Raw genomic sequence first — 7,372 nt, 5'->3', positions numbered from 1 at the left:
AATCCTGTCCCCGCAACCAAACAAAAAGCCCGCACAGCACAAAAGCTGGCGGGCTTTCGTCGTTCCAGCACATGACAGACAGAAACAAAAACGGCCTGGCTGAAGCGGTAGGGCGTCGCCGCCTGTAAGGGACCGCCACGCGGCGGACCGCGCAGAGCCCAGCGGCTCCGTCGCCGGCCGCCGGGCCATCAGACAAGCCCGCTCGCGACCGAGCGGCCCGCGCCAAGCGCGCCGGGCTCGGCCGGGGCCATCTCGGCCCTGTTCCTGCCGTTCAGCTTCGCCCGGTAGAGCGCAGCATCGGCCCTCGCGAGGAAGGCGGACGCGCTTTGATCTTCGGAGAACTGCGCGACGCCGAAGCTGCACGTCAGCGCCCCCACGCCGTCGAACTCCGCCTCCGCGATCGCGGCCCGAAGCGCCTCGGCGATGCGCGCCGCCGCCGATGAATCGGCCCCGGGCAGGAGGATCAGGAACTCCTCGCCGCCCCATCGCGCCGGAAAATCCGTGCTTCGAACGAACTGACGCGTGAGCGCGGCGATGCGCACCAGCGCCCGGTCTCCGACCGGATGGCCATAGACGTCGTTCACGCTCTTGAAGCGATCGATGTCGAACACCACCAGCGAGAGCGGCGTGTCGTCGCGTCGCGCGCGAGCCATCTCTTCGGCGAAGGTCTGCTCGAGGTGGAGGCGATTGTGCAGCCCGGTGAGCGGATCCGTCGCCGCCTGCAGGCCGAGATCGTCGGCCAGCTTCTGGAGCCGCAGTCGCTTGTCCATCTCGACCTCGTCCCGGACGGCGCGCTGACGCCCGAGGATGTAGATCAGAGCCATGAGGGTCGCCAGAAGCGTGATGGCGATCCCGAGCAGCCGGCTCGCGAAGATCTCCCGCGTCGGCTTCAGGATCACGAGAGACCATCCGCCATGCGGGGTGGGGCTTCGGCGGACGTAGTCGCGCGCGCCGTCGACGCTGGTCCAGCTGTCGTCCGCCACCTCCTGTTTCAGCAGCGGCCGCGCGATCAGGGGCCCGAAGGCTTGCTCCAGCGCCCGCCGGCGCTCGTCTGAGATGGGCCAGAGGGTTCGACGCAGATCCGCGGGCCGGTTCGTCATCGCGACGACGCCGTCGGGATTCACGAAGAAATAGGGCCGGTCGAGGCGCTGGATGTCGCGCTCGAAGCCCTCGAGCGACTTCATGAGCACCGCGACGGCGACGACCCGCCGGCCATCGCGAACCGGCCGGCTTGCGAGATATCGCGTCTCGAGGGTCGCGGGATCGAAGTCGAAGGAGAAGCTCGCACGGCCCGCCAGGGCGTCGCGAAGCGGAGTTGCGGATTCCCTGGCGCCGAGCGGGGGCGCGCCGTCCGAGGCCGCGATGACGCCGCCCTCCGGATTGAGGATGTACCCGGAGCGGGCGCCCGACGCGTCGACCTGCAGGTTGAGCACCGAGCGGGCTTCGGTCTCGGCAGGGGCGGAGCCCGTGGCGAGCTTCACCACCGAGGGCGAGCCCGCGAGCGCCTTCACCATGCCGTCCACCATGGCGGTCTCGGCGGCCAGCCTGCTGCCCAGAAGATCGATCTCGCCTTGCGCCTGGGCCTGGACATTGGCGCGGTACACGGCGCCGAGATACTCGGTCAACGTCCATCCGCAGACGAGGATCGCGGCGACCGCGGCGAGGGTCCAGCCGAACTGCCGCCGAAGATAAAGAGCGAACTTTTCGGACGAGACATCCGCTGCGGCCCGATAGCCCCAGATCACCCAGATGGAGAAGGAGATGCAGCAGGCGAGCAGGCCGCGCACCAGCTGGATCGGGACGCCGGTCAGTTGCGCGAACCGGTCGTTGTTGAGATAGGCCGCCGGTCCATAGGATAGCGCGGGCGTGACGAGCCCGGTGGCCACGCCGTAGAGCGCGAAACCCGCCGCAGCGATGAACGCCGCTGTCCTGACGCGGCCGCTGAGCACCTTCGCATGCTGCAGGAACACCAGAGCGGCGGCGATCGAGCCCGGGAAGCCGAGGAAATAGCGCCCGGCCGCTCCGGCCGCCTTCGAGCCCGCGAAGAAGCCCGCCAGCGCGACGCCCAGGATCAGCAGGAGGTAGACGCCCCGCCCCGGGACCCGCCAGCCGATCCGCAGCGCCTGCAGACGGGCGAATTCGAGCAAGCAGACGAAGGACGCCGTCATGAGCGCGATGCGGCCTGCGGCGAACCAAGGATGATCGCCGATGATCAGGGCGGCCAGATCGAGCCATTCGAGGGCGCCATGGAGCACGCCGAACAGCCCGAGAGCCCGCCATGGGCCCGCATGGCTCAAGATCCGCGCAATCGAGAAGCAGATCGCTCCCAGCAGAATGAACGCCAAGCCGTAGAAGAAGAAGATGAAGTCCATCTGGCTGGCGAAAAAGCTGTGCATGGCTTCCTTCAACGAACCGGGCCTCCGCCGCGACGACGCGCGATCACAACGCGGCAGGGCCGGTACGGTGCCGCGCGAGCCCAGGTGATTTGTCGGTAAAGTCGGCGGCAGCTTGCAAGGCGCGCGCCGAGACCTTCGGTGATTGTTTTTGGCGTCCCTGCAGTCTGCGGCACGGCGCCTCGCGCCCAGCGCGCGACAGGTTCGACACTTCACGGCTGCTGCGCGCTTTGCCATAGGAAAGGCGGCCGAGCTTCTCGGCCCCAACCATTCGGGAGCGCAGATGACCCCCTCGCTCAGCGACCTCGCGCTGGACCTTTCCTCGCTTCGCTCCGCCTATGCGCAGGGCGCGTCGCCCGAAGCGGTGATCGACGAAGTGTTCGCCCGCATCGACGGCTGCGGGGATCCGGGGATCTTCATCTCGCTCGCGGATCGGACGGCCGCCCGCGCCGCCGCAGCGGCGCTGGGCGCGGCCCCGGACGGGCGGCCGCTCTGGGGCGTGCCGTTCGCGGTTAAAGACAATATCGACGTGGCCGGGCTGCCGACCACGGCCGCCTGTCCGGCGTTTGCGTATCAGCCGGAGAAGAGCGCCGTCGCGGTGGAGCGGCTGGTCGCCGCCGGCGCGATCCCGGTCGGCAAGACCAATCTCGATCAGTTCGCCACCGGCCTCGTCGGGCTGCGCACGCCTTACCCGGCGCCGCTCAACGCCGTCAGCCCCGACATCGTGCCGGGCGGATCGAGCTCCGGCTCCGCAGTGGCTGTCGCGCGAGGCCTCGTCTCCTTCGCGCTCGGGACGGACACGGCCGGGTCGGGGCGTGTTCCGGCCGGGCTCAACAACATCGTGGGACTGAAGCCGACGCTCGGCGCGGTCCCGACCATGGGCGTCGTGCCGGCCTGTCGGACGATCGACTGCGTATCGGTGTTCGCCCTCTCGGTCGATGACGCCTATGCGGTGTTCTCGGCCGCGTCGGGCTTCGAGCCGGCGGATCCGTTCTCGCGCGATGTCCGCGCGTCCACGATCGCGCCGGCGCCTGGGACTTTCACAATCGCCGTTCCTGACGCGGCGAGCCGCCGGTTCGGCGGAGACCGGGGGGCGGAAGCCGCGTTCGACGCCGCCGTGGCCGATGTCGCGGCGCTCGGAGCGACCGTCGTCGAGCTGGATTTCGAGCCGTTCTTTGCGGTCGCCAGCCTGCTCTATGAGGGTGCTTTCGTGGCCGAGCGCTACGAGGCGATCCGCAGCTTCATCGAAGAACAGCCGGAGGAGATGCACCCCGTGACCCGGGCGATCATCGAATCCGCGCGCCGCTTCGACGCCGCCTCGGCCTTTGGGGCTCAGTATCGTCTTGCCGAAATGCGGCGGGAGCTCTCGTCGGTCTGGACCGGAGTGGACGCCATGCTGGTTCCCACCTTCCCGCGGCCACGGACGGTCGCCGAGGTGACGGCCGAGCCGGTCCGGCTCAACAGCGAGTTGGGGACCTACACGAACTTCGTGAACCTCCTCGACCTCTGCGCCCTGGCCGTCCCGGCGCGGCCGCGGCCCGATGGGCTGCCGGCGGGCGTCACGCTGATCGCCCCGGCCGGGGCGGACGCGCGGCTCGCCGCCCTTGGCGAAAAGATTCACGCGATGGGCGGGACGCCGCTCGGCGCCATCGGCCGTCCGCCCGCGCCGGCGCCTGACCGGGCGGGAGCCCGCGCCGCCGCCGGGGAGATCGAGCTCCTGGTGGTGGGCGCGCATCTTTCCGGCATGAAGCTCAACAGCGAGCTGACCGGCTGCGGCGCACGCTTCCTGCGCGCCTGCCAGACAACGCCTGACTACCGGCTGTTTGCGCTTGAAGGCGCCATTCCTCGGCCCGGCCTGCTGCGGGTCGCGGATGGCGAGGGCGCGGCGATCGCGACGGAGGTCTGGGCGTTGCCCCCGGAGGGCTTCGGCCGGTTCGTCGCCGGCATCGGCGCGCCGCTCGGGATCGGCGTCGTACGGCTCGCCGACGGCTCCACGCCGAAGGGCTTCCTGGCGGAGGCCGAGGGCGTCAAGGGCGCCAGGGAGATCACCGACTTCGGTGGTTGGCGCGCCTATATGGCCGAGGCCGCGGCGCCCGCTCCGGTCGCGGGCGCGTCCTAGGCCTACGACTCCTCGACGTAGCGCCGACGCAGATGCGCCTTGAACACGGCTGGATCCAGCGTGCGGCCAGTGGCCTGGATCAGCAGTTCATCCGTCTCGAGGAGGGACGCCTGCGCGTGGACGTTGGCGCGCAGCCAACCGAGCAGCGGCGCGAAGTCGCCGCGCTCGATGGCCGACGGGATGTCCGGGACGGCGCGCCGGGCGGCGTCGAACAGCTGCGCCGCCGTCAGCGCGCCCAGCGTGTAGGTGGGGAAATAGCCCCAGCCGCCGCTCGGCCAGTGGATGTCCTGCAGGCAGCCGACGCGGTCGTTCGGCGGCGTCAGGCCCAGAAGCTCCTTCATCTGCGCGTTCCAGGCGGCGGGCAGTTCGGCCAGCGGCAGATCGTCGGCGATCAGCGCCTTCTCCAGCCGATAGCGGAGGATCACATGGGCCGGGTAGGTCACCTCGTCGGCGTCGACGCGGATGAAGCCCGGCGCCACCCGGTTGTAGCGGCGCCAGACCGCGTCCGGCTCCCAGCCAGGACCTGAGGCGCCGAACGCGTCGCGCATGATCGGCGCGGCGAAGCGGAGGAACTCCCGGCTCCGGCAGGCCTGCATCTCGATCAGCAGCGACTGGCTCTCGTGCAGGCTCATGCCGCGCGCGTGGCCGACCGGCTGGCTCATCCAGCCTTGCGGGCGGCCCTGCTCATAGAGCGCATGCCCGGTCTCGTGCAGCACGCCCATCAGCGCGCTGGAAAAATCGTTCTCGTCGTAGCGGGTGGTGATCCGCACATCGTCGTCCGCGCCGCCGCAGAACGGGTGCGCCGAGACGTCGAGCCGGCCACGATCGAAGTCGTAGCCCAGCGCCTCCATCATCCTGACGCCGAGGGCGCGCTGGGTTTCGACCGGGAAGGGCCCCTGCGGCTCGGCGTCGGTCGGCCGTCGCGCCTGGGCGGCGAGAACCTCGTCCAGGAGGCCGGGCAGGAACGCCGCCAGATCGTCGAACAGCCTGTCGATCTGGTCGGAGCGTCCGCCAGGCTCGTAATCGTTGAGCAGCGCGTCGTAGGGCGAAAGGCCGAGCTTCTCACCCTTGGCTTGGCCGATCTCGCGCTGCAGCCGGAGCACCTCGGACAGGTGAGGCAGCAGGCCCACGAAATCCGAATCCTGCCGGGCCTGCCGCCACGCCATCTCGCATGTCGAGGTGGCTCTGCTCGAGGCTTCGACCAGATCCGCCGGCAGCGCGGTCTCGGCGGTCCAGATGCGCCGGATCTCGCGCAGATTGGCGCGCTCCCAGGCGCCCAGCCCATCATCCGCCTCGGCCTCGCCGAGCCAGTCGCCGATCCTCGGATCGGTCGCCATGCCGTGCCGGAGCACCTGCAGGAGCGCGACGCTTTCGGCGCGCCGGGGCGCTGCGCCTTTCGGCATCACGGCGGCGTTGTCCCAGTGCAGGATGCCAAGCGCGTTCGAGAGCGCGGCGATCCGGCCGTGGTGGGCGGAGAGCTCGGAGTAGGCGGTCATGGTGATCCCGGGACGTCACAGGAAGAGGACCGATATCGCAGACCGCCGCCGCCCGCGTCCAGACGCAGCCTCAGGCCGCCGACGCATCGTCGGCCGGCGGCTCCCAGCCGAACACGCTGCGCCCGCCATAGTCGTGCGAGCGCCGCCGCTCCTCCGCCACGAAATTCTCCAGCGACGGACCTGTCGCATAGCGCTCGGCCTGCCGGGCCTGCGCGTCGAGCCGCCTGATCGCCGCGAGCTCGTCCTCGCGCCCGAGCTTCGCCTTCCGGACGGCCGACTTCAGCACGTCGATGGTCTGGTCATAGACCCTGAGCGGAACCGGGAACGGATGACGGTCCTTGCCGCCATGCGCCAGCGAGAAGCGAGCCGGATCGCTGAAGCGGCAGGGTGCGCCATGCACCACCTCCGCCACCATGGCGAGGGCCTCGACCGTTCGGGCGCCGACCCCCGGAACAAGCAGAAGGTCGGAGAAGTCCTGAGGCCCGCGCTCGGCCGCAGCGGCCAGGGCGCCGTGCAGCCGGCGGAGGTTCACGTCGGCGGGCCGGACGTCATGGTGCGCCGGCATCACGAGATGCGGCAGGAGCGGCTGCTCCGGCGCGGGCGCCGCCGACGCCGGCCGGAGGCGGGCGAGCTCGTCTACGATCCTGTCGGGCGGCAGCGTCTGCAGAAGCTCGAGCTGGCCGCGGCGCGAGGCCCCGGCGCGGCGGTCCGTGAGGTTCACGATCCGGCCGCCGGGCGCGCCCTCGATCGCGGCGTGCGGCTGATCGAGGAAGTCCTTCAGCCCTTCGGACAGCCAGTGATAGCGCCGGGCCTGCCGCGCATCGCCGTTCATGCCCTGCTGAACGACGGTCCAGTGGCCGTCGTCGGTCACGATGAAGCCATGCAGATAGAGGTCGAAGCCGTCCTGGACGGCCGCTCCGTCGACCTTGGCGACCAGGCGGCTCGCCTGCGCGAGCGCGCCTCCGTCGAACCCGACCCTGTCGCCGACGGCGGCAAGTTCCGTCGGCGTCAGCCGGGACTGCTTCCCGCGGCCGCCACACACATGGATTCCGAGTTCGCCCGCCAGAGGCGCGAGGCCCCGCTTCAGCGAGCCGATCACGCTCGTCGTGACGCCGGAGGAGTGCCAGTCCATTCCCATCACGGCCCCGAAGGACTGGAACCAGAACGGGTGGGCGAGGCGGCGCAGCAGCTCGTCTCGACCATAGTGATGGATGATCGCTTCCGAGATGACGGCGCCGAGCCGCGTCATGCGCTCGCCGAGCCAGCGCGGAACGCGGCCGCCATGCAGCGGCAGATCGGCGCTTCCGGCGCGTCTCGCCATCTCTCGTCCTCGCATCGAGTTCCATAAACGTTCTAGCACGGGC

General features: G+C 70.3%; 4 protein-coding genes. 1 reads left to right on the top strand and 3 read right to left on the bottom strand.

What is annotated here, in order from left to right; genetic code table 11:
• Nucleotides 1–188: 188 nt before the first annotated feature.
• Nucleotides 189–2,396, bottom strand: a complete 2,208-nt coding sequence (locus tag GGR24_RS17025; protein WP_183396592.1) for a GGDEF domain-containing protein — start codon at nt 2,394–2,396, stop codon at nt 189–191.
• A 280-nt stretch (nt 2,397–2,676) separates the two neighbouring features.
• Here GGR24_RS17025 and atzF point away from each other — a divergent pair, with 280 nt between their 5' ends.
• A complete protein-coding gene (gene atzF, locus GGR24_RS17020; protein ID WP_183396591.1) occupies nt 2,677–4,512 on the top strand; it encodes an allophanate hydrolase in 1,836 nt (611 codons plus the stop codon).
• A gap of 2 nt (nt 4,513–4,514) precedes the next feature.
• Here the strand turns inward: atzF and GGR24_RS17015 are convergent, their stop codons facing one another.
• Both GGR24_RS17015 and GGR24_RS17010 read right to left on the bottom strand, forming a co-directional pair.
• Nucleotides 4,515–6,008, bottom strand: a complete 1,494-nt coding sequence (locus tag GGR24_RS17015) for a carboxypeptidase M32 (protein ID WP_183396590.1) — start codon at nt 6,006–6,008, stop codon at nt 4,515–4,517.
• Nucleotides 6,009–6,078: 70 nt separating this feature from the next.
• Complete coding sequence (locus GGR24_RS17010; RefSeq protein ID WP_183396589.1) at nt 6,079–7,329, bottom strand: DUF763 domain-containing protein; 1,251 nt, start codon at nt 7,327–7,329, stop codon at nt 6,079–6,081.
• Between the last annotated feature and the right edge of the window lie 43 nt (nt 7,330–7,372).

This window comes from Hansschlegelia beijingensis (assembly GCF_014196425.1).
Taxonomy (GTDB): Bacteria; Pseudomonadota; Alphaproteobacteria; order Rhizobiales; family Methylopilaceae; genus Methylopila; species Methylopila beijingensis.
This window is presented reverse-complemented; position numbering and strand designations above follow the sequence as displayed.

Coding starts and splice junctions, on each gene's coding strand:
- GGR24_RS17025 (WP_183396592.1), bottom strand. CDS start 2,396: ATGCACAGCTTTTTCGCCAGCCAGATGGACTTCATCTTCTTCTTCTAC.
- atzF (WP_183396591.1), top strand. CDS start 2,677: ATGACCCCCTCGCTCAGCGACCTCGCGCTGGACCTTTCCTCGCTTCGC.
- GGR24_RS17015 (WP_183396590.1), bottom strand. CDS start 6,008: ATGACCGCCTACTCCGAGCTCTCCGCCCACCACGGCCGGATCGCCGCG.
- GGR24_RS17010 (WP_183396589.1), bottom strand. CDS start 7,329: ATGGCGAGACGCGCCGGAAGCGCCGATCTGCCGCTGCATGGCGGCCGC.